Consider the following 18,614-nt stretch of genomic DNA (forward strand, 5'->3'; position numbering starts at 1 on the left):
TACCGTCAAAGGCGATTACATCTTGTGAGTAACAAAGAAAAAGGCCACCCGCCGCTTCCGGGGGTGGCCTGATGGTGTCGTCTGTCGACGATCAGTGCGGCTGGGGCTCGAGGCCGCTTTCCGGCTCGCCGCCCTTCGGGGCGTCCTTCTTGGAGCCGGTCGAGGGAACGGCAGAACCGCGACTGGTCGGGCTGTCGTCGCCGAGATCGCGGGCCGGCTTGTCGCCGCGCAGCAGCGCCTTGATTTCTTCTCCGGACAGCGTCTCGTATTCCAGCAGTCCTTCGGCGAGCGCGACGAAGTCGTCGTGCTTCTCGGTCAGGATGCGACGGGCTTCGGTATAGGCCTCGTCGATCAGGCGACGCACTTCGGTGTCGATCTTCTGGGCGGTCGATTCCGAGACGTTCTTGGACTGCGAGACCGAGTGACCGAGGAAGACTTCCTGTTGGTTCTCGCCATAGGCGACCTGGCCGAGCACGTCGGAGAAGCCCCACTGGGTGACCATGGCGCGGGCAAGCTTGGTGGCCTGCTCGATGTCGGAGGATGCGCCAGACGTGATGTTCTCCTTGCCGAAGGTGAGTTCCTCGGCGACACGGCCGCCCATCATGATGACGAGGCGGGAGACCATCCACTTGTAACTCATCGAGTAGCGGTCGCCCTCGGGCAGCTGCATGACCATGCCAAGCGCGCGGCCGCGCGGGATGATGGTCGCCTTGTGAAGCGGGTCTGCGACCGGCACGTTCAGCGCGGTGATCGCATGTCCTGCCTCGTGATAGGCGGTCAGCTTCTTTTCAGCTTCGGTCATGGCGGACGAACGGCGTTCCGCGCCCATCATGATCTTGTCCTTGGCGTCTTCGAATTCCTGCATGGTTACGACGCGCTTGTTGCGGCGGGCGGCCATCAGGGCGGCTTCGTTGACGAGGTTCATGAGATCCGCGCCGGAGAAGCCGGGCGTACCGCGGGCGAGAACCTTGAGGTCGACATTCGGCGCCAGCGGCACGTTGCGGGCATGTACCTTGAGGATGCGCTCGCGGCCGACGATGTCCGGGTTCGGCACGACGACCTGGCGGTCGAAACGGCCGGGACGCAGGAGTGCCGGGTCCAGAACGTCGGGGCGGTTGGTCGCGGCGATCAGGATAATGCCTTCATTGGCCTCGAAGCCGTCCATCTCGACCAGCAGCTGGTTGAGCGTCTGTTCGCGTTCGTCGTTACCGCCGCCGAGACCCGCGCCACGATGGCGACCGACGGCGTCGATTTCGTCGATGAAGATGATGCAGGGCGCATTCTTCTTGGCCTGCTCGAACATGTCGCGCACACGGGATGCACCGACACCGACGAACATTTCGACGAAGTCCGAACCGGAAATGGTGAAGAAGGGCACATTGGCTTCGCCGGCGACCGAACGGGCGAGCAGCGTCTTGCCGGTGCCCGGAGGACCGACGAGCAGCACGCCGCGCGGGATCTTGCCGCCGAGGCGCTGGAACTTCTGCGGGTCACGCAGGAATTCAACGATTTCCTCGAGGTCTTGCTTGGCTTCGTCGACACCGGCGACGTCGTCAAAGGTTACACGGCCGTGCGCTTCCGTCAGCAGCTTGGCCTTGGACTTGCCGAAGCCCATGGCGCCGCGCGAGCCGCCCTGCATCTGACGCATGAAGAAAAGCCAGACGCCGAGGATCAGGAGCATCGGCAGAAGTGTGCCGAGATAGCTCAGGAAGCCGGACGAGCCGTCGGTTTCGGGGCGAGCGACGATCATCACGTTCTTCGACTGGAGCTTGTCGAGGAGGCTGCCGTCGACGACCGGAGAGTAAGTCTGGAAGGCGGTGCCGTTCTCGACATAGGTGCCGAGGACGCGGTTGCCGGTGACAGTGACGTCACGGACGCGGCCGGCATCCACTTCGCGAAGGAACTGCGAATACGGTATTTCGCGCGAGCTGGTCTGCGACGGCGACGTCTGGAACATGCTGAACAAGGCGATTAACAGCAGAGCTATGATCGCCCACAGCGCGAAATTCCGAAAATTTGGGTTCATCGAACTCCCCGAACATGTGTCGCGGACCGAAGCCCGCCAGATTATCGACTAACATAGGATTGCAGTGGGGCCTTGCCAAGGCAAAGCGGCCTTCACAATGCGTTTTCCGTCAATAACCCTTAAACGGGGGTGGGCATATAGGCCTTCCGTCCGAAAAGCCTTGCGACGGCGTTCGCCAGTTGCAGGTCGAAGTCGGGAAGGAAGCGGTCGAAGAGCGGAAAGGTCGGTTCCACGCTGCATCGATGCGCTGCCTCCGAAGCCTCGTGCTCCTTTGATCCCGGTGCCGCGATCTGCGGCAGGACACGTGCCAGGTGGCGCAATTGCCCGGCGGTCAGCCGCATCTGCCGGTCGGCCGACGGCGGCGAGGCCCCGGCCTCGATGATCCGGGCTTCGTCGCTCTGATTGGCGACAAGAAAACGGCCATCCCAGATGCCGGCGCCATGCGGTTCGATCATGAGCGTCAAAATATCGCGGGCTTCCCGGGTCAGGTAGATCCCGTCAGTCCGTGATACGACCAGCGTGCGTGACAGGGTCATGCGCCCCGGCAGATCCGAGATCATGAGTGTCATCAGGCGGTCCATCGCGTCGGACGCGGGACGGTGGGAGCGGCCACCGGCGATCGCCACGAGGGTTGCTAGCGTATGGCGGAGCAAAACCGGATCGGCTTTTCGCACGTCTGGTGCGAGCCGGATCAGGGCGCCGGCATGGCATGTGGCGCAGCTATCGATCAGGGCTGCGGTGGCGTCGGAGAGGGCGCGACGTCCGGCGCCCGCGACGTGTGGATCGAACTTCTGGTTACCATCGAGACGATGTCGAATACGCACCCGCTCGTAGTGTGGGTCGGTGTTGCTCGGATCGTCGATCCAGCCGACCTGCTGTCCGGTCAGCCAGGCGCGAATGGCACTGCGGGAGACGCCGAGAAACGGGCGGAAGATCCAGAGCCGCCGGTCGTAGAGCGTGGCCTCGGCCATGCCCGCGAGGCCGAGATTGTCGCTCTGTGCCCGGGCAGCGCGCATGGCGATCGTTTCCTGTTGGTCATCGGCCGTGTGGCCGGTGACGAGGAGATCGGCGCCTGATGCGGCGGCGGCTTCGGCGAGCAGACGGTAGCGCGCGTCGCGGGCGGCGGATGAAAGGCCGGTCGCGGGCTTCTGGCCCGTCCAGACCAGCGTTCGGTGGGGAATGCCGAGGCGGTCGCACATCTCGGTCACTGCCCGTGCCTCTGCGGCGGATTCGATCCGCAGCGCATGGTCAATCGTGGCGGCTGTCAGGCTGTGGGAATATTTGCCGGTGTCGAGCGCCTGTTTCAGCGCGAGGAGGAGGCCGGTCGAGTCACTCCCGCCGGAGACGGCGGCGAGTAGGCGGGTCGGGCGGGACAGGGAATTCAGGAATCGCTCGGCGGCGTCAAAGGGCGCGTTTTCGCGCATCTCATCGACGGGCGAGCCGGGCTGCGACAAATCAGCAGCGGAGGCGTTTCTGTTCGCCGGCAACCTTGGCGACCACGGCACGCGAGGCCTTGGGATAACGTTTCGTCACTTCGCGCAGCGTCGCGCAGGCGGTTTCGGTGTTGTCTAGGGCTGCAAGCGACATGCCGAGCTTCAGGAGCATTTCCGGGGCCTTCGGAGAAGAGCTGTAGGTCTGGTGGGCGTTCAGGAAGGTCTTGGCGGCTTCGTTGTAGTTGCCCTGCGAATACTGGGCTTCACCCAACCAGAAGTTGGCGTCGGCGATCTTGCCGCTGGTCGGGTAGCTGGTGATGAACTCGCGCAGTTCGCCCTCCGCCATCCCGTAGTCGCCTGACAGGACATGACCGTAGGCGATCTGGTAGGCGTCCGCTTCCGAGCCGAGCGAGGCCGTCTGGGCGGGCTGCTGGGCCGGCTCCTGCTGCGGGGGCGTGATGGTCTCGACGCCGGGCAGGGGCGTGGAGCCGTTGTCGACCGCGCCATCGTTCAGCGATGCGGATTGCGGCAGGCCGTCCGCGTCGAGCTCGATCGAACCAAGAGTCTGCTCGGGCTGGCCGAGCGAGGGGTCGGTCCCGGCATCGCTGCCGGGTGCCGGGTCCTGGGTGATGATCTCGGCGACGGAATCCGTCTGGCCGCCGTTCTGGACGGGCTTGTCCAGCGCACCGCTTTTCTTGGCACCGCCCTTCTCAAGATCCTGGAAGCGGAACTCGTTGTCTTCCTGGGTCTTGCGCATCTGTTCCTGCATCTGCAGGATCTGGAAGCTCATTTCCTCGATGCGGCCGTTGAGGTTGCGGATTTCCTCTTCGAGCTGCTGGACGCGGATCGACGGATCGGCGCTCTGGGCTAGCTGGACCTGAGCCCGGTCACCGCCCGCATCGGCGGAGCGCGCCTGCGGCACGACGGGTGGAGCGAGCAGTTGCATCGAACTTGCACTTCCGTGCAGGCCGGCCACAGACGCCGCTCCGAGCACTGCGGCCATGACAAGTCTCTTCATGTCATCTTTCCTGTTTTCATGAATCGCGGCGCCGGGTTTGGCGCAACCAGGAGATTTTTTCCAATTGCCGGTAAAAAGCAACCGAAGTTCGGCCAAAGTGTGGAGAAAACGAAAAGGCGGCCCCGAAAGACCGCCTCTCGAATTTCCAGCGCTTGAAGGCGCCTGTTACATGCCGGCGCCGCCGAGAACGGTGACGGCGCGACGGTTCTGCGACCAGCAGGAGATGTCGTCGCAGACGGCGACCGGACGTTCCTTGCCGTAGGAGATCGTCTTCATGCGGCTTGCCGGGACGCCACGCGAAGCGAGGTAGTCGCGGGTGACCGCAGCGCGGCGGGCGCCCAGAGCCAGGTTGTATTCGCGGGTGCCGCGTTCGTCGGCATGGCCTTCGACGGTGATCGCATAGTTCGGATACTTGGCGAGCCACTGGGCCTGGCGGTCGAGCGTCTGCTGGGCGTCGGCGCGGATCGAGGTCGAGTCGGTGTCGAAGAAGATGCGGTCGCCGACATTGACGGTGAAGTCCTGGGTCGAGCCCGGGGTGGCGGCGGAACCATTGGCGCCGAGGCCGAGGTCCGATGCACTGTTCGGCAGGTTCTTCTTCGAGGCGCAGCCTGCCAGAGCGAGTGCCATCGTCAGGGCGAGGACAGCGGGGTTGCTGGCGATCTGCTGCATGCGGCTCTTCGCCGGAGTGTGAATGCGGCTCATAGCCGGTCTCCTTGATGTCTTTCCGTTAGGGTTGCCGGACTTTAACCATTCGAGGTTAACCAGCGTCCAACGAACATAGTTAATGAAGTGTCAAAACACGGCCGGAACGCGCTTCCTTGCCGCGCTTTACGGCAAGAAAGCGGCGCGATTGCGGCCTATTCGAGCAGCGGCGACCAGGCCGGGTCGGAAGCGAAGGCCGGGGTGCGCACGAGCTGCTCGTTGTAGCCGCTGAGATCGATCGAGTAGAGCTGCGGCCCGCCAGCGCCAGCCGACTGGCGGAAGAACATCAGGACGCGGCCGTTCGGCGCCCAGGTCGGGCCTTCGTTGTGGAAGCCGGTGGTCAGGATGCGTTCGCCAGAGCCGTCGGTCTTCATCACGCCGATCGAGAACTTGCCGCCCGACTGTTTGGTGAAGGCGATCAGGTCGCCGCGCGGAGACCAGACGGGGGTCGAGTAGGAGCCTTCGCCGAAGGAAATGCGCTGCTGGCCGGAACCGTCGGCGCCCATCACGTAAAGCTGCTGGCGGCCGCCGCGGTCGGATTCGAAGACGATTCGGCTGCCGTCCGGCGAATAGGAGGGCGATGTATCGATCGCTGCCGTCGAGGTGAGGCGGGTCGTGGTGCGCGAACGCAGGTCCATCGTGTAGATGTTGGCGTTGCCGTCCTGCTGAAGGCTCATGATGACGCGCTGACCATCGGGCGAGAAGCGCGGCGAAAACGTCATGCCGGGGAAATTGCCGACGACTTCGCGCTGTCCGGTTTCCAGCTGCAGCAGGTAGACGCGCGGCTGCTGGCCTTCGAAGGACATGTAGGTGACTTCCTGGCGGCTCGGCGAGAAGCGCGGCGTAAGCACGATGTCCTTGGAACCGGTCAGCATGCGGACGTTTTCACCATCCTGGTCCATGATGGCCAGCTGGCGCTTGCGGTCGGTCTTGGGGCCGCTTTCCGAAACGAAGACGACGCGGGTGTCGAAGTAGCCCTTTTCGCCGGTGATGCGCTCATAGATGGCGTCGGCGATGATATGGGCCACGCGACGCCAGTTTTCTGGCTGGGTGAAGAACTGCTGGCCGGTCATCTGCTGGCCGGCGAAGGTGTCCCAGAGGCGGAACTCGGCGCGCAGGCGGCCGTCGGCCTCCTTGCTGATGCGGCCGACGACCAGCGCCTGGGCGTTGACGACCTTCCAGTCCTCGAAGCGCGGCGCCTGGTCCGGGTTGGAGATCTTCTCGATGAAAGCGGCGCGATTGACCGGCGCGAACAGGCCCGAGCGCTTGAGGTCGGCTTCTACGACGGCCGAAATCTTGGCGCCGATGCCGTCTCCGGAGATGAAGTCGGTGATCGCGATCGGCAAGGGTTCGACATTGCCCTTGTTGATGTTGATCTCGACGACGGCGCTTGCCGGGGTGGCGAAGGCGCCGGCCATGCCGACGACCACCATCAGGGTACGAAAGAAGTTCAGTTTCATCATGAGTTCCAAGCCTTTTTAGCTTTTACATCATCTCGCTGGGGTCGAAGTTCACGACGACCTCGGACCAGGCGTCATATTTGTCGGGTGGAAGATTGGTGAAGGGGGCCGAGCGCAGGATCGCGCGTCGGGCGCTGCCCATCATAACTTGCTGGGTGGACGCTTCTCCGCCGCTGGCGCTCACCTCCGGCTCGCCGATCAGGTTGCCGGATTCGTCGAGCTTGAAGCGGACCGTGATGACCATGCCGTCCATGCCGGCCAGGCCCGGGATGAAGGACCAGTTGTTCTGGATGGCGCCCTTCAGGGCATCCATCTCGCTCTGGCTGAGTTTCGAGCCGCCGGTCGTCTTCTTGCCGCCGAAAGCCGCCTTGTCCTGCGAGGCCTTGGCACCGCCGGCGGTCGGATCGTTCTTGTTCAACAGGGCCGCAACCTCGTCCGCGTTGAAATCGCTCTCCTTGGTGGATTTCGACTTCGCGGTTTCCTGGGTCTTGGTGTCCTTCTTCTTGTCCGGCGACTTCGGCGCCTCGGCCTCGGTCGGCTTGCTTTCAGCCGGCTTCGCTTCGGCTGGCTTCGGCTTTTCGGGCTTCGGCTTGGCCGTGGGGACGGGCACGCTGTCGGGGAGCGGGATTTCTTCAGCCTGGGCCTCTTCCGGCTTCGGCTCGCTTTCGGCCGGCGGCTTGGGCTCTGGCGTCACCTCGGGCTTCGGCGGCTCGGCCTTGGCGACCTCGGTCGGCTTCGGCGTGTCGGCGACCGTCTCTTCCTTGATGATGTCCTTGATGTCGTTGCTCTGGTCGTCCTGGGTCGGCTGGACCTTCTCGACCTTTTCCGGTGCTGCGGAGGACTCTGCATTGGTCGGTTTCTCGGCCGGCTTGGGCACGGACTTCAGGTCGACCTTGTTCTCGCCGACATTTTCGGCGTCAGGCACCGAGGTCGGCTTCTTGGTCGGGACGGGAGCGGATTTCTCGGCGACCGGCGCGGTCTTGTCGCCCTGCTGGATCTGGGTGATCTCTTCGATCGGGACGATGTCGACCGGCAAGGCCTCGACGTCGGCGACGTCGAAAGATTCGGGCGCACTGATGCTGACCAGCGCCCAGGTGAGCGCCAGTGCATGCAGAACAGCCGAAGAAATGAGACTGCCTCTCATTTTAGCCGATCACTTGTCCTGTTCCTGCAGCGTCACGAGGCCGATGTTCTTGAAACCGGCCGCGGAAATGCGCGCCATCACCTTCATCACGGTGCCGTAGGCGGCGGCGGTATCGCCGCGCACATAGATGCGTTCGTTGTAGCCGGTGGTGGCGATGGCCTCGAGCTTGGCGACGACCTCGTCGATCGCGATCGGCGTTTCCTGCAGGTAGATCTCGCCCGCGGGGTTGACCGAGATCGTGATCGGCTGGGTGTCCGAATTCATCGCCTTGGCCTGCGTTTCCGGCAGGTCGATCGGTACGCCAACCGTCATCATCGGTGCGGCGACCATGAAGATGATCAGCAGCACGAGCATGACGTCGACGAGCGGTGTTACGTTGATCTCACTGACGGGCGCGCGCTTGCCGCCGCGTCTTCCGCGACGGCCGCCGCCACCACCGCCCGATCCAACTGACATTCCCATTTATGCGTCTCCGTAAGCGAAGCGGTTACTGCGCCGCTTGGCGAGGCTGAAGCTTCTCATCGATCTGGCGCGAAAGGATGGCGGAGAATTCGTCGGCGAAGCCTTCCATGCGGGCGGTCAGCTTGCCTGCCTCGCCGGAGAATTTGTTGTAGGCGATAACGGCCGGGATAGCGGCAACGAGGCCGATCGCGGTGGCGAGCAGCGCTTCGGCGATACCGGGGGCGACGACGGCGAGGTTGGTCGACTTGGAGCCGGCGATCGCCTGGAAGGAGGTCATGATACCGACGACGGTACCGAACAGGCCGACGAAGGGAGCGGCCGAACCGATGGTCGCGAGCGAGGCGAGGCGGGCTTCCAGCGTTTCCGACTCACGAGCCAGCGTCACGTCCATGGCGCGGTCGATACGCATCTGCAGACCGATCGGCGAGCGGGCGCCGCGTTCGAAGCTCTTCTTCCACTCGCGCATGGCGGCGACGAACATCGCGGCAAGGCCGCTGTTGTTGCGCTCGGCCAGTGTCCGATAGAGTTCCTCGAGCGACTGGCCGGACCAGAAGACCTGCTCGAACTGGTCAAACTGTCGGCGCGCCCGTGAATAGCTCATGAACTTGTCGATGACGATCGCCCAGGTCCAGACGGATGCGGCAAGCAGGCCGAGCATGACCAACTTGACGATGAAGCCTGCCTGCATGAACAGAGCCCAGAGGCTCACGTCATGCGTTGCCGCTGCCAAACCAACTTCTTCCATCGCTCTCAAATCCCCGAAATCCAAACGCCCGGCGCATGACCGGGCGGTGAAATAGCTCTATTGCCGGATTGTGCGGTGCTCTAGCCGAACGCCCTTATCCCGCTTCAAGCTCCCTGTTTGCCTTCTTGCCCCGAAATTTGGTCAAACGAAGGCGTGCGATGCACAAATCCGCACCGGGGCAGTAAGGCATCATTATGGTTAAAAGAGAGTTAGCATTTGATAAACTGCGCCAGAGCCTCAGCCGAGGAAGCGCTGGGCGAGACCTTCGGGCAGCCGTCGGGGGCGGCCGAGCCGGTTGACCACGGCGATCACGACCTTGGCGGCGATCAGGAGCTGATCGTCGCGGCGGATCTCTTGTTCGAGGACCATCTTGGCGCCACCGGCCTTGGTGGTCGTCGTCCTGATCTCGAGCACGTCGTCCATACGGGCCGGTGCCTTGAAGTCAATTTCCATGCGATGAACCACGAAGACGAGGCCCTCCTCATCGATGCCGATGAGTGCGCTCTGTTCCACGCCGAGACAGCGCAGATAGTCGGTGCGGCCGCGCTCGAGGAAATGCAAATAGCGGGCATGATAGACGAGGCCGGAGAAGTCCGTATCTTCATAATAGACCCGCTGGGTGAGCCGGTGGCCCTCTTCGCCGAGTTCTCCACAAAGTGAAATTCTCATATCTTTCATTCTCTTAACTGGTTCTACACACGTTGTGCATCTTGACGGAGCCGGCGTTTCCGGTGTCGATTGTAGTTCTGTCACAAACTGGCATTATCAGATTTCCGACCTAACCGGCACAGGAGACTCTCTGATGAAGATTGCAGTCATGGGCGGAGACGGGTTCGTCGGCTGGCCGACGTCCCTCCATCTTTCGGACGCCGGTCACGACGTTCATATTCTCGACAACCTGTCGCGACGCTGGATCGACACCGAGCTCGGCGTCCAGTCGCTGACGCCGATGGACTCGATCCAGGAGCGCACCCGCATCTGGCACGCCGAGACCGGGAGGCGCATCCATTTCCATCTGATCGACCTTGCCCGGGACTACGAGCTTCTCAAGAACTGGCTGGCGGAAGAACGTCCCGACGCCATCATCCACTTCGCCGAGCAGCGTGCAGCGCCCTATTCGATGAAGAGCGACCGGCACAAGAACTACACCGTCAACAACAATGTGAGCGCCACGCACAATCTGCTCAATGCGCTGACCGAGCTCAATCTCGATTCGCACCTCGTGCATCTCGGCACCATGGGCGTCTACGGCTATTCGACGGTCGGCGCGGCGATCCCCGAAGGATACCTGCCGGTCGGTATCGAGACCACCACGGGCGACACCGTCTCGCAGGAAATCCTCTATCCGTCCAATCCCGGCTCGATCTACCACATGACCAAGTGCCTCGATCAGCTGCTGTTCCAGTTCTATGCGAAGAACGACGGACTGAGGATCACCGACCTGCACCAGGGCATCGTCTGGGGCACGCATACCGAACAGACCCGCCGGCATCCGCAGCTGGTCAACCGATTCGATTATGATGGCGACTACGGTACAGTGCTCAACCGCTTCCTGATCCAGGCGGCAATCGGCTATCCGCTTACGGTTCATGGGACCGGCGGGCAGACCCGTGCCTTCATCCACATCCAGGATTCGGTACGCTGCATCGAGATCGCGCTCAACAACCCGCCCGCGCGCGGCGCGCGGGTCGAGATCTTCAACCAGATGACCGAGACGCACCGGGTTCGCGATCTGGCGGAGATGATCGCGGGTCTCACGGGCGCGGAAATCGCCTGGCTCCCAAACCCGCGCAAGGAAGCACCGGAGAATGACCTGATCGTCAGGAACGACAAGTTCCTCGGGCTCGGCCTCGAGCCGACGACGCTGAAGGGCGGTCTTCTCGAGGAGATCGTCGATGTGGCGAAGAAGTTCGCCTATCGCGTCGATCGCTCGCGTGTACCGGCGGTATCGGCATGGACCAAGGATATCGCCCGGACGATCAACCGCGACCCCGAAGGCAAGAAGCTGAAATCCGTATCATGACGACAGAAAGCGAGACGCTTGGCGGGATCAGACCTCTGACGACGGCGACGTCGCGCCACGCCTTCGTGACCCTGGTCACGAACGGCGACTATGCCATGGGCGCAACGGCGCTCGCCCGTTCGATCCGGCTCACTGGCAGCAGTGCGGATATCGTGGTGCTGTTCACGGGTGGCGTGGACATTGATGCACTGGCGCCGCTGGAAGCCTTCGGCTGCCGCCTGGTGGAAGTCCAGCATCTGCCGCTCTCCGAGGCGTTCAACCAGCGTCATGCCCGCGGCAACCTGCATGCGAACGCGCCTTTCACCAAGGGACGCAAGCCGGCTTTTCACTCGCCACTCGACAATTTCTGCAAGCTCAGGCTCTGGCAGCTGATAGACTATTTCAGTTGCGTCTTCATCGATGCCGATGCGCTGGTGTTGCGGAACATCGACAAGCTGTTCGATTATCCGGAATTTTCGGCCGCACCGAATGTCTATGAGAGCCTTGCCGATTTCCACCGGCTGAATTCGGGCGTCTTCGTCGCTAGGCCGTCGCTTGCGACCTTCGACAGCATGCTCGGGCGGCTGGGCGAACCGGAGGTCTTCTGGCGCCGCACCGACCAGACCTTTCTCGAACACTTCTTCCCCGACTGGCAGGGCCTGCCGGTGTTCATGAACATGCTGCAATATGTCTGGTTCAACCTGCCGGAACTCTGGGACTGGAAGCAGATCGGCGTCCTGCACTACCAGTATGAAAAGCCATGGGAGGCCGACCATCCGCGGGTGGCACAGCTTCGGCCGCTGATCGACCTGTGGCACGCATTCCACACGGGAGACGGCATTCCGGACCTTGCCACACTCGCCAATCCGGTCCGGGCGGAAGCTGCATGAAAGTTCTGGTCTCCGGCGGAACCGGGCTGGTCGGCCGGTATGTCGTCGAGGATCTGCTGACAGCGGGATATGCGGTTGTGGTCGGCGGGCGCAATCCGCCGCAAGCGGGCCTGTTTTCGCGACCGGTGGAGTTCAGGCCCCTTTCGCTCGATCCTGATCTCGACCAGACCAGTGCCTTCGATGACGCCTATTTCTTCGTGCATGCGGCTTTCGACCATGTGGCCGGCCGATACCGTGGCGGGGAGGGGGAAGATCCGGCTCGCTTCCGCCGGCTCAATCTCGATGGGACCGCACGTCTCTTCGAGACTGCCAAACGTTCGGGCGTCCGCCGTGCAGTCTTCCTGTCGAGCCGTGCCGTCTATGACGGGCTTGCAGATCGTGTTTCCCTCGTCGAGACGGCGGAACTCCGTCCGGCCGGTCTCTACAGCGAAGTCAAACTTCTCGGTGAGCGGGTGCTTTCCGATCTGTCAGGACCGGGATTCGCCGGAACAAGCCTCAGGCTCACGGGCGTCTATGGGGCACTGCGTCCGAACAAATGGGATTCGGTCATCTCCGACTACCTGGCCGGTTCGCCGGTTCCTGCGCGTGCCGGCTCCGAGGTGCATGGGCGTGATGTTGGCCAAGCCGTGCGGCTGATGCTCGAAACGGAAAGTACACGGGTGTCGGGCGAAGTCTTCAACGTCTCCGACATCGTGACGGATACCCATGATCTGCTCGATGTCGTGCGCACGGCGACCCGATGTCCGCACGCCTTGCCTTCGCACGCTGACAAGGCGGCGGTTCGCGTGATGGCGACCGACAAGATCCGGGCCCTCGGGTGGAAGCCGGGTGGCGAAAGCCTGTTCGAAAGCACCGTCCACTGTCTGGCCGACAGCCTCTGACGCTTGTCACTCAAGCCATCAGCTCCGCCTCCGTCCACCCGAACCGTGCCATCTCGGGTGTCCGGGCAGCCGCGTCATCGCCGACGATGAATTCGTCGAGCTGGGGCGGTGTCACGCTTGTGCCGGCGAGCATGGCATGGACCTGCCCGCGGTGATGTGTCTGGTGCTGGAAAAGGTGGCTGAGGATGTCGTCGAGCCGGTCCGTCTGTATGCGGCTGCCGCGATGCACGGCAACGGGTCGCGAGAGCGCCTCGGGCGTCAGGGCATTGCATAGAGTGAGGAGCCGGCGATCGACGGCCGCCTGCGCTGCATGGAGAGATGCCGCGTCCCCATAGGGTTCCGGGTTTTGCCAGGCCGCGGGGCCGAGTGAACCGCCTTCAAGGGCGTCCACATAGAACCAGTCGACGACGAGGATGTGGTTGAGGGTTGCCTTGATCGACGGGAAGAAACTCGTCCGGCTTTCCTCGAACTCGCCGGGCTGAAGGCGGGCCACCGCGGTGTGCAGACGCAGATTGGCGAGTGCATTGTTGCGCGCGAGTTTGCGGAAGACGCGTGTCGGGTCGAAGGCATCGGTCATGGGCTTCCCTTCTTTCGTTTTGCGCCGGCCGATCTGCCTGTGTGGCGTGGATCGACGGCATTGCTCTAGCCGAGTTCCACGACGACGATCTCGGGCGGAGCACCCAGGCGCACCGGCAGGTTGGAGAGCCCAAAACCGGCGGACACAATCAGATGACGATCGTTTTCGGCCACGTGTCCATAGGCATATCGGTTGCCGAAACGCGACGGCACGAGGGGCGAATAGCCGAAGAGGCGGATCTGTCCGCCATGGGTATGCCCGGAAAGCGTGAGATTTACCCGCCCGGGAACCTCGGCGAAGATGTCTGGTTCGTGCGCCATCAGGATGACCGGCGCCCCGTCGTCATCAATCTGGGCGAGGGTGGCGGGCAAGTCGTCGAGGCCGGGGATCCAGCCCGAACCATGCGGTCCCGGGCGACCCGGCTGAAGCTGGTCGGCGAGGCCGGCGAGCCAGAAAGGCTGCCCGTCCTTTTCGAGGCGGACGGCGAGATTGTCGTAGACGGGGATGCCGACGTCGCCGAGCGCCTTGTGTGCGAGCGTCGGTCCGTGTCCCGCCGCCAGCGCGACCGGATCGTTCAGCCAATCATGATTGCCGAGGATCGCATGGACCCCGAGCGGCGCCTTCAGCCGCATCATGGCTTCGGCCCAGCGTGCCGGTTCGACATCGCGGGTCTTGAACCGCATGCTGGTCATGTAATCGCCGAGCAGGACAACGATGTCGCCGCCAAGTCCATTTGCCTGATCGCAGATCGCGGCGATGCGGCTCGCCGGCATCCAGGGCTCGCAGGCGTGGAAATCGGCCAGCGCGACGACCCTCAGCCGGAGCCCTTGCGGCCATCCCGCCGGCTTGAGCGCGTAACGCGTGACGCGGGGCAGCGACATGGGCTCGATGCCGACGGCATAGGCGCTTGGTCCCAGGCCACCCGCAAAGAGGCCGGCGAGAAGCTTGAGGAAGCCGCGCCGGCCGATCATTCAGTCCTCCTCGAGCGTCAGGCGGAACTGGGCGGCTTCAAGATCCCTGGGCGGCTGGAGGCCGAGATGCTTCCAGGCGGTCTGCGTCAACACCCGGCCGCGGGGCGTACGCTGGATGAAGCCCTGCTGGATCATGTAGGGCTCGATGATGTCCTCGATCGCGTCGCGCGGTTCGGAGAGGCCAGCAGCGATGGTCTCGATACCCACCGGCCCGCCGCCGAAGTTCACGGCGATCATGTTGAGGTAACGCTTGTCGAGCTGGTCGAGGCCCATGTTGTCGACCAGCAGGCGGGTCAGCGCCTCGTCGGCGATCTCGCGGGTGACGGCCTCGGCACGGGCGACTTCCGCGAAGTCCCGGACGCGGCGCAGGAGGCGGCCGGCGATGCGAGGCGTGCCGCGTGCCCGGCGGGCGATTTCGCGGGCGCCTTCGTCGGTCATGCCGAGGCCCATCAGCCGGGCGCCGCGGCGCACGATCAGTTCGAGTTCCTCGACGGTGTAGAAGTTGAGGCGCACCGGAATGCCGAAACGGTCGCGCAACGGTGTGGTCAGCAAGCCGAGGCGGGTAGTCGCGGCGACCAGGGTAAACTTCGAGAGGTCTATCTTGACCGAGCGGGCGGCCGGGCCTTCGCCGATGATGAGGTCGAGCTGGAAGTCCTCCATGGCCGGATAGAGGATTTCCTCGACTGCGGGGTTGAGCCGGTGGATTTCGTCGATGAAGAGCACGTCGCGCTCTTCCAGATTGGTCAGAAGGGCGGCGAGGTCGCCGGCCTTGGCGATGACCGGGCCGGACGTCGAGCGAAAATTCACCCCGAGTTCCTTGGCCATGATCTGGGCGAGCGTCGTCTTGCCGAGGCCGGGCGGGCCGACGAACAGCACGTGGTCGAGCGCATCGCCGCGGTTCTTGGCCGCTTCGATGAAGATCTTCAGATTGGCGCGCGCTTCCGCCTGGCCGGTGAATTCGTCGAGCGTCTGCGGGCGGAGTGCGGCGTCGACGTCTTCGCCCTTCTTTTCCGATGATATGAGACGGTCGGGTTCACTCATGAGGGCACTTCCGGTTGAAGGTAATGATGGCAGGCCGGGGCAGACCGCTCAAGCGCCTTTGATCAGATTCACGAGAAAGGGGAAAGCGCGGCGTCACCGCGACAGCTCCTTCAACCCCAGACGGATCAGCTTGGCGCTGTCTGCGCCTTCGCCGCCGTTCTTCAGGGCGGCGGCGATGGCGTTGGCCGCCTGCTCGCGCGAGTAGCCGAGATTGGTGAGCGCGGAGACGGCATCGGCGACCGGGGCCGGCGCCACGCCTTCGCCGAGTTCCTGCTTGAGTCCGATATTGGCGGCTGCCTCTCCGGCGAAGGCCGGGGCCTTGTTCTTGAGCTCGGTGATGATGCGCACTGCGACCTTGGGGCCGACACCGGGTGCACGCGAAACTGCAGTCTTGTCCTGCAGGGCGATTGCATTGGCGAGCTCGGAAGGCGTCAGCGTCGAGAGGAGGGCAAGCGCCACCTTGGCGCCGACGCCCTGCACGCTCTGCAGAATGTTGAACCACTCGCGCTCGAGCGCCGTCATGAAACCGAAGAGCTTCAGCTGGTCCTCGCGGACATAGGTTTCGATGAACAGGATCGCCGCTTCGCCGGGAGAACCCAGGCGCGCCAGCGTGCGGGCGGAGCAGAAGGCGACGTAGCACACGCCATGCACGTCGATCAGCGCATAGTCCTCGCCGATTTCGTCAATGGTGCCTTTGAGCTTGCCGATCATGGGGTGCGTCCGTCAAGGATGGGTTTCGGGGGAGATGAGTGGAACCATCGGGAAATAGGTGCCATAGCCTTTGGTGTCCCGGGTGAGAATCGAGTAGCCGCGAATTGCCGCATGTGCGCCGATCAGAAAGTCGGGCAGGACGCGCTCCCGCTTCCCACCGCCGGCGCGATAGCGCTTGAACGCCACCCCAGCTGCGAAGGCTGCCGTCCATGGCAAGCTTTCCCGATGGAAATCCGCTCGCGGCAGCAGTCTGTCGACCGTTTCGATATCGTCATAGCGGACCGAGAATTCGGCGTAGATGACCGGATTGATGACGAGCGGCTGGGTTTGGGCGAGGCGCAGCAGCGTGTTGCGAGACCATTGAAGCCAGACCGGATCGCGAACGGCCAGATCCACGAGCACGTTGGTATCGACGAGCGTTGTCATGGATCAGCGGTCCCGGGTCATTGCCATGAGGGCTTCCGCGTCGATTGCCTGGTCACCGGTGTCCTGGAGGGCGTCAAGAGAATGCAGGAAGGCCTTCAGGCGTTCGCGTTCGACACTTTCACGTTCCTCCTTCTTGGGAGATACGATCAGTCTGCCATCCTCGATCGTGAAGACGACTTCGCTATTCGGTGTGATGCCGACAAGCTCCCGCAAATCGCGCGGGATGGTGACCTGTCCCTTGGATGTAACACGCATTGCCTTACTCCCTGATTGGGTAAGAAAATATCTTACCAGCGGAACAAGTCAAGAACAAATCAGGCGGAGGCCAGTACCTTGCGCATGCGGTCGCCGCCTCGATTGTGGGCGTGGCAGATGGCGATCGCCAGCGCATCGGCGGCGTCATTGCCCTTGAACTCGGCCTTGGGCATCAGGATCTTCAGCATCATGTGGATCTGCTGCTTCTCGCCGTGCCCGACGCCGATCACCGATTTCTTGACGGCATTCGGGGCGTATTCCGCGACCGGCAGACCGGCGCGTGCCGGCACCAGCATGGCAATGCCGCGCGCCTGGCCGAGCTTCAGGGTCGCCACGGCGTCCTTGTTCACGAAGGTCTGCTCGACGGCCGCTTCGTGCGGCTGGTAGGTGTGCACCACCTCGGCGAGGCCGTCATGCAACTGGCACAGGCGCGAGGCAAGATCCATGTCTCCGTCGGAGGTGACCGTGCCGGACGCGACGAAGCGCAGGGAGTTGCCGAGCGTCTCGATGACGCCCCAGCCGCAGCGTCTCAGGCCCGGGTCAATGCCGATAATTCGAATCGTGTCACGCATGATCTCACCCTAGCCGGACATGCTCCCGGTCTGCCAGCGAAAAGTGAACAAAACAAAAACATGAGATCAAGAAGCACGAAACCTCCTTTCAAAAAGTTTGTGGTGACGATCCGGCCAAATCGTCATTTTTGGTCTGGTATCGGCACGCCGGCTGTCTACATATGGACAAGACGTTTGATGCAGCATGGACCACCGCGATGATACCGTTTTCCATCCTCGACCTTTCTCCCATCGCTGAGGGACACACTGTTTCCGAAGCGCTCGATGCGTCTCGCCGGATGGCGATCAGGGCGGAGGAATGTGGATACGAGCGTTTCTGGCTCGCCGAGCATCACGGAATGCCGGGCATCGCCAGCGCGGCGACGTCGCTGGTGATCGGCCATGTGGGGGCTGCGACCAGCCGCATACGCGTGGGATCGGGCGGCATCATGCTGCCCAACCACTCGCCGCTGGTGATCGCCGAACAGTTCGGCACGCTGGAGGCGCTGTTTCCGGGCCGCGTGGATCTCGGCCTCGGCCGTGCGCCAGGTACCGACATGCGCACGGCCCGCGCGTTGCGACGCAATCTTGAGGCCGGCGCCGAGAGTTTTCCGCATGACATCATCGAACTGCAGCGCCTGCTCGGCGATCCCGGCGAGGACCAGGCCCTGCTTGCGGTTCCCGGCATGCGCAGCCATGTGCCGATCTGGCTGCTCGGCTCCAGCCTCTACAGCGCCCATCTCGCCGCGGCACTCGGTCTGCCTTACGCGTTTGCTTCGCATTTTGCCCCGGATGCGCTGTTGGAGGCGATCTCCATCTATCGCGAACGTTTCCAGCCCTCCGCAGAGCTCGGCAAGCCGTATGTCATGGTAGGGGTGATGGGCGTGGCGGCGGAGACGGATGCGGAGGCGCGCTATCTCTTCACTTCATCGCAGCAGCAGTTCGTCAATCTGCGCCGGAACGTCCGGCGCCCGTTTCCGCGCCCTGTCGACAGCATGGACGGCATCTGGACGGAGATCGAGCGCTACGGTGTCGAACACACGCTGCAATATGCGATGGTCGGTTCGTCGGCGAAGATCGGGGAGCAGCTTTCCGAGTTCCTGCGCGTGACAGGTGCCGACGAACTCATTGTCTCGATGCCGATCCACGATCTAGAGGCGCGTTTGCGGTCCGTCGAGATTTTTGCTGCAGTGCGCGCGCAGATGGCATGATGGCGCAGAATTCGCGTTTTTACCTGTGGTGATCAGAAATCGCCGCACGTCTTAACTGCCGCTTAAAAAAGAATCCCGACTTTAGGTAGTGATGGGCAAGGAGGGCAC

At 63.2% G+C, this 18,614-nt stretch carries 20 protein-coding genes; 4 read left to right on the plus strand and 16 right to left on the minus strand.

All coding sequences use genetic code 11. The features are described from left to right. Window positions 1-91: 91 nt before the first annotated feature. The 9 genes from ftsH to ybgC form a co-directional block, all read right to left on the minus strand. A complete protein-coding gene (gene ftsH / locus ACX93L_RS01850; RefSeq protein ID WP_459403258.1) occupies window positions 92-2,026 on the minus strand; it encodes an ATP-dependent zinc metalloprotease FtsH in 1,935 nt (644 codons plus the stop codon). A 119-nt stretch (window positions 2,027-2,145) separates the two neighbouring features. Next, the gene (gene tilS, locus ACX93L_RS01855; RefSeq protein ID WP_459403259.1) at window positions 2,146-3,450 is read right to left on the minus strand and encodes a tRNA lysidine(34) synthetase TilS; all 1,305 of its coding nucleotides are present in this window, start codon (window positions 3,448-3,450) and stop codon (window positions 2,146-2,148) included. 31 nt (window positions 3,451-3,481) lie between these two features. Next, window positions 3,482-4,477, minus strand: coding sequence for a tol-pal system protein YbgF (gene ybgF, locus ACX93L_RS01860; protein WP_459403260.1), 996 nt, complete (start codon window positions 4,475-4,477; stop codon window positions 3,482-3,484). A 165-nt stretch (window positions 4,478-4,642) separates the two neighbouring features. Beyond that, window positions 4,643-5,179: a peptidoglycan-associated lipoprotein Pal gene (gene pal / locus ACX93L_RS01865; protein ID WP_169586354.1), complete on the minus strand. Its 537-nt coding sequence runs from the start codon at window positions 5,177-5,179 to the stop codon at window positions 4,643-4,645. A gap of 155 nt (window positions 5,180-5,334) precedes the next feature. Continuing rightward, window positions 5,335-6,642: a Tol-Pal system beta propeller repeat protein TolB gene (gene tolB / locus ACX93L_RS01870; protein WP_169586356.1), complete on the minus strand. Its 1,308-nt coding sequence runs from the start codon at window positions 6,640-6,642 to the stop codon at window positions 5,335-5,337. A gap of 22 nt (window positions 6,643-6,664) precedes the next feature. After that, a complete protein-coding gene (locus ACX93L_RS01875) occupies window positions 6,665-7,783 on the minus strand; it encodes a cell envelope integrity protein TolA (RefSeq protein ID WP_459403261.1) in 1,119 nt (372 codons plus the stop codon). 9 nt (window positions 7,784-7,792) lie between these two features. Continuing rightward, a complete protein-coding gene (gene tolR, locus ACX93L_RS01880; RefSeq protein WP_169586359.1) occupies window positions 7,793-8,245 on the minus strand; it encodes a protein TolR in 453 nt (150 codons plus the stop codon). Window positions 8,246-8,270: 25 nt separating this feature from the next. Continuing rightward, window positions 8,271-8,990: a protein TolQ gene (tolQ, locus tag ACX93L_RS01885; RefSeq protein WP_459403262.1), complete on the minus strand. Its 720-nt coding sequence runs from the start codon at window positions 8,988-8,990 to the stop codon at window positions 8,271-8,273. Window positions 8,991-9,227: 237 nt separating this feature from the next. Beyond that, complete coding sequence (gene ybgC, locus ACX93L_RS01890) at window positions 9,228-9,668, minus strand: tol-pal system-associated acyl-CoA thioesterase (RefSeq protein WP_459403263.1); 441 nt, start codon at window positions 9,666-9,668, stop codon at window positions 9,228-9,230. Window positions 9,669-9,792: 124 nt separating this feature from the next. Between ybgC and ACX93L_RS01895 the strand changes: the two genes are divergently transcribed. From ACX93L_RS01895 to ACX93L_RS01905, 3 genes are read left to right on the plus strand one after another with little or no spacing between them, the layout of a single operon-like run. Beyond that, the gene (locus ACX93L_RS01895; protein ID WP_459403264.1) at window positions 9,793-11,013 is read left to right on the plus strand and encodes an NAD-dependent epimerase/dehydratase family protein; all 1,221 of its coding nucleotides are present in this window, start codon (window positions 9,793-9,795) and stop codon (window positions 11,011-11,013) included. Next, window positions 11,010-11,882 (plus strand): glycosyltransferase, encoded by an 873-nt coding sequence (locus ACX93L_RS01900; RefSeq protein WP_459403265.1) that lies wholly within the window; start codon window positions 11,010-11,012, stop codon window positions 11,880-11,882. The genes ACX93L_RS01895 and ACX93L_RS01900 overlap by 4 nt, the downstream gene beginning before the upstream one ends. Further along, entirely contained in the window at window positions 11,879-12,763 is an 885-nt protein-coding gene (locus ACX93L_RS01905; protein ID WP_459403266.1) for an NAD-dependent epimerase/dehydratase family protein, read from the plus strand. The genes ACX93L_RS01900 and ACX93L_RS01905 overlap by 4 nt, the downstream gene beginning before the upstream one ends. Window positions 12,764-12,773: 10 nt before the next feature. Here the strand turns inward: ACX93L_RS01905 and ACX93L_RS01910 are convergent, their stop codons facing one another. The 7 genes from ACX93L_RS01910 to ruvC form a co-directional block, all read right to left on the minus strand. Next, a complete protein-coding gene (locus tag ACX93L_RS01910) occupies window positions 12,774-13,340 on the minus strand; it encodes a DinB family protein (RefSeq protein WP_459403267.1) in 567 nt (188 codons plus the stop codon). Between the two features lie 65 nt (window positions 13,341-13,405). Further along, complete coding sequence (locus tag ACX93L_RS01915) at window positions 13,406-14,311, minus strand: metallophosphoesterase (protein WP_459403268.1); 906 nt, start codon at window positions 14,309-14,311, stop codon at window positions 13,406-13,408. Continuing rightward, on the minus strand, window positions 14,312-15,352 hold the full coding sequence (gene ruvB / locus ACX93L_RS01920; protein ID WP_459403269.1) for a Holliday junction branch migration DNA helicase RuvB: 1,041 nt from the start codon (window positions 15,350-15,352) through the stop codon (window positions 14,312-14,314). A 93-nt stretch (window positions 15,353-15,445) separates the two neighbouring features. Then, the gene (ruvA, locus tag ACX93L_RS01925; RefSeq protein WP_459403270.1) at window positions 15,446-16,063 is read right to left on the minus strand and encodes a Holliday junction branch migration protein RuvA; all 618 of its coding nucleotides are present in this window, start codon (window positions 16,061-16,063) and stop codon (window positions 15,446-15,448) included. A 12-nt stretch (window positions 16,064-16,075) separates the two neighbouring features. Further along, window positions 16,076-16,489, minus strand: a complete 414-nt coding sequence (locus ACX93L_RS01930; RefSeq protein WP_459403271.1) for a type II toxin-antitoxin system VapC family toxin — start codon at window positions 16,487-16,489, stop codon at window positions 16,076-16,078. 3 nt (window positions 16,490-16,492) lie between these two features. Beyond that, complete coding sequence (locus ACX93L_RS01935; RefSeq protein WP_459403272.1) at window positions 16,493-16,744, minus strand: AbrB/MazE/SpoVT family DNA-binding domain-containing protein; 252 nt, start codon at window positions 16,742-16,744, stop codon at window positions 16,493-16,495. 59 nt (window positions 16,745-16,803) lie between these two features. Next, window positions 16,804-17,316, minus strand: a complete 513-nt coding sequence (gene ruvC, locus ACX93L_RS01940) for a crossover junction endodeoxyribonuclease RuvC (RefSeq protein ID WP_459403273.1) — start codon at window positions 17,314-17,316, stop codon at window positions 16,804-16,806. A 197-nt stretch (window positions 17,317-17,513) separates the two neighbouring features. On the opposite strand from ruvC, the gene ACX93L_RS01945 reads away from it, so the two are divergent. Next, the gene (locus tag ACX93L_RS01945; RefSeq protein WP_459403274.1) at window positions 17,514-18,506 is read left to right on the plus strand and encodes an LLM class flavin-dependent oxidoreductase; all 993 of its coding nucleotides are present in this window, start codon (window positions 17,514-17,516) and stop codon (window positions 18,504-18,506) included. Window positions 18,507-18,614: the final 108 nt, after the last annotated feature.

The sequence above is a fragment of the Rhizobium sp. CAU 1783 genome, assembly GCF_054551725.1.

Bases quoted from the DNA above. Each gene is read 5' to 3' on its own strand.
- ruvB (WP_459403269.1), bottom strand. From the start codon at position 15,352: ATGAGTGAACCCGACCGTCTCATATCATCGGAAAAGAAGGGCGAAGAC.
- ybgF (WP_459403260.1), bottom strand. From the start codon at position 4,477: ATGAAGAGACTTGTCATGGCCGCAGTGCTCGGAGCGGCGTCTGTGGCC.
- tilS (WP_459403259.1), bottom strand. From the start codon at position 3,450: ATGCGCGAAAACGCGCCCTTTGACGCCGCCGAGCGATTCCTGAATTCC.
- ftsH (WP_459403258.1), bottom strand. From the start codon at position 2,026: ATGAACCCAAATTTTCGGAATTTCGCGCTGTGGGCGATCATAGCTCTG.
- ruvA (WP_459403270.1), bottom strand. From the start codon at position 16,063: ATGATCGGCAAGCTCAAAGGCACCATTGACGAAATCGGCGAGGACTAT.
- ACX93L_RS01895 (WP_459403264.1), top strand. From the start codon at position 9,793: ATGAAGATTGCAGTCATGGGCGGAGACGGGTTCGTCGGCTGGCCGACG.
- ACX93L_RS01930 (WP_459403271.1), bottom strand. From the start codon at position 16,489: ATGACAACGCTCGTCGATACCAACGTGCTCGTGGATCTGGCCGTTCGC.
- ACX93L_RS01945 (WP_459403274.1), top strand. From the start codon at position 17,514: ATGATACCGTTTTCCATCCTCGACCTTTCTCCCATCGCTGAGGGACAC.
- tolQ (WP_459403262.1), bottom strand. From the start codon at position 8,990: ATGGAAGAAGTTGGTTTGGCAGCGGCAACGCATGACGTGAGCCTCTGG.
- ACX93L_RS01905 (WP_459403266.1), top strand. From the start codon at position 11,879: ATGAAAGTTCTGGTCTCCGGCGGAACCGGGCTGGTCGGCCGGTATGTC.
- ruvC (WP_459403273.1), bottom strand. From the start codon at position 17,316: ATGCGTGACACGATTCGAATTATCGGCATTGACCCGGGCCTGAGACGC.
- tolR (WP_169586359.1), bottom strand. From the start codon at position 8,245: ATGGGAATGTCAGTTGGATCGGGCGGTGGTGGCGGCGGCCGTCGCGGA.
- pal (WP_169586354.1), bottom strand. From the start codon at position 5,179: ATGAGCCGCATTCACACTCCGGCGAAGAGCCGCATGCAGCAGATCGCC.
- ACX93L_RS01910 (WP_459403267.1), bottom strand. From the start codon at position 13,340: ATGACCGATGCCTTCGACCCGACACGCGTCTTCCGCAAACTCGCGCGC.
- ACX93L_RS01915 (WP_459403268.1), bottom strand. From the start codon at position 14,311: ATGATCGGCCGGCGCGGCTTCCTCAAGCTTCTCGCCGGCCTCTTTGCG.
- ACX93L_RS01935 (WP_459403272.1), bottom strand. From the start codon at position 16,744: ATGCGTGTTACATCCAAGGGACAGGTCACCATCCCGCGCGATTTGCGG.
- ACX93L_RS01875 (WP_459403261.1), bottom strand. From the start codon at position 7,783: ATGAGAGGCAGTCTCATTTCTTCGGCTGTTCTGCATGCACTGGCGCTC.
- ybgC (WP_459403263.1), bottom strand. From the start codon at position 9,668: ATGAAAGATATGAGAATTTCACTTTGTGGAGAACTCGGCGAAGAGGGC.
- ACX93L_RS01900 (WP_459403265.1), top strand. From the start codon at position 11,010: ATGACGACAGAAAGCGAGACGCTTGGCGGGATCAGACCTCTGACGACG.
- tolB (WP_169586356.1), bottom strand. From the start codon at position 6,642: ATGATGAAACTGAACTTCTTTCGTACCCTGATGGTGGTCGTCGGCATG.